Genomic DNA, 596 nt, shown 5'->3' with positions numbered 1-596 from the left:
CTTCGAAGTACTCGTTTTTGCTTGGGATAAAGTGAGGCGTCACCAAAAACTTCACACGAATGTCTTCAGCGTTGAGCAATTCCGACGCATTCTCATCAACGGGGGTTTTGCTTCCTTTCGGAATCGAGTTAATCAGCATTTTGGTGTATTCATGCTGAGGTTCAGAAAACAAGTGCTCAGTGATGCCTTCTTCAACGACCTCACCTTTGCACATCACCAACACACGATCGGCAAAGTGTTTCACCACGCCTAGGTCATGGGTGATAAATAAAATAGCCATCCCCATTTTTGCTTGAATCTCTTTAATCAGCAGTAGCACTTCCGCCTGAACGGTAACGTCAAGCGCGGTTGTCGGTTCATCGGCAATTAAGATGTCTGGTTCGTTAATTAGCGCCATGGCAATCATGATGCGCTGTAACTGACCACCAGAAAACTCATGTGGATACTTATCATAGGCTTGTTGCGGGTTCGGCAAATGAACCAAATCAAACAGTTCAAGCACACGTTCTTTGGCTTTGCGCTGATTGACTGAGCGATGACACATCATGGCTTCCGCCACTTGAATACCGACCCGCATGTACGGATTCAGTGAAGTC

1 protein-coding gene is annotated in these 596 nt (G+C 46.3%); it reads right to left on the bottom strand.

Features of this window, described 5'->3' with window-relative positions:
• Positions 1–596: ATP-binding cassette domain-containing protein (locus R7R78_RS27910; RefSeq protein ID WP_225474825.1), on the bottom strand; the 596-nt coding region annotated here is incomplete at both ends.

The sequence above is a fragment of the Vibrio sp. 2134-1 genome, from assembly GCF_033339495.1.
This window is presented reverse-complemented; position numbering and strand designations above follow the sequence as displayed.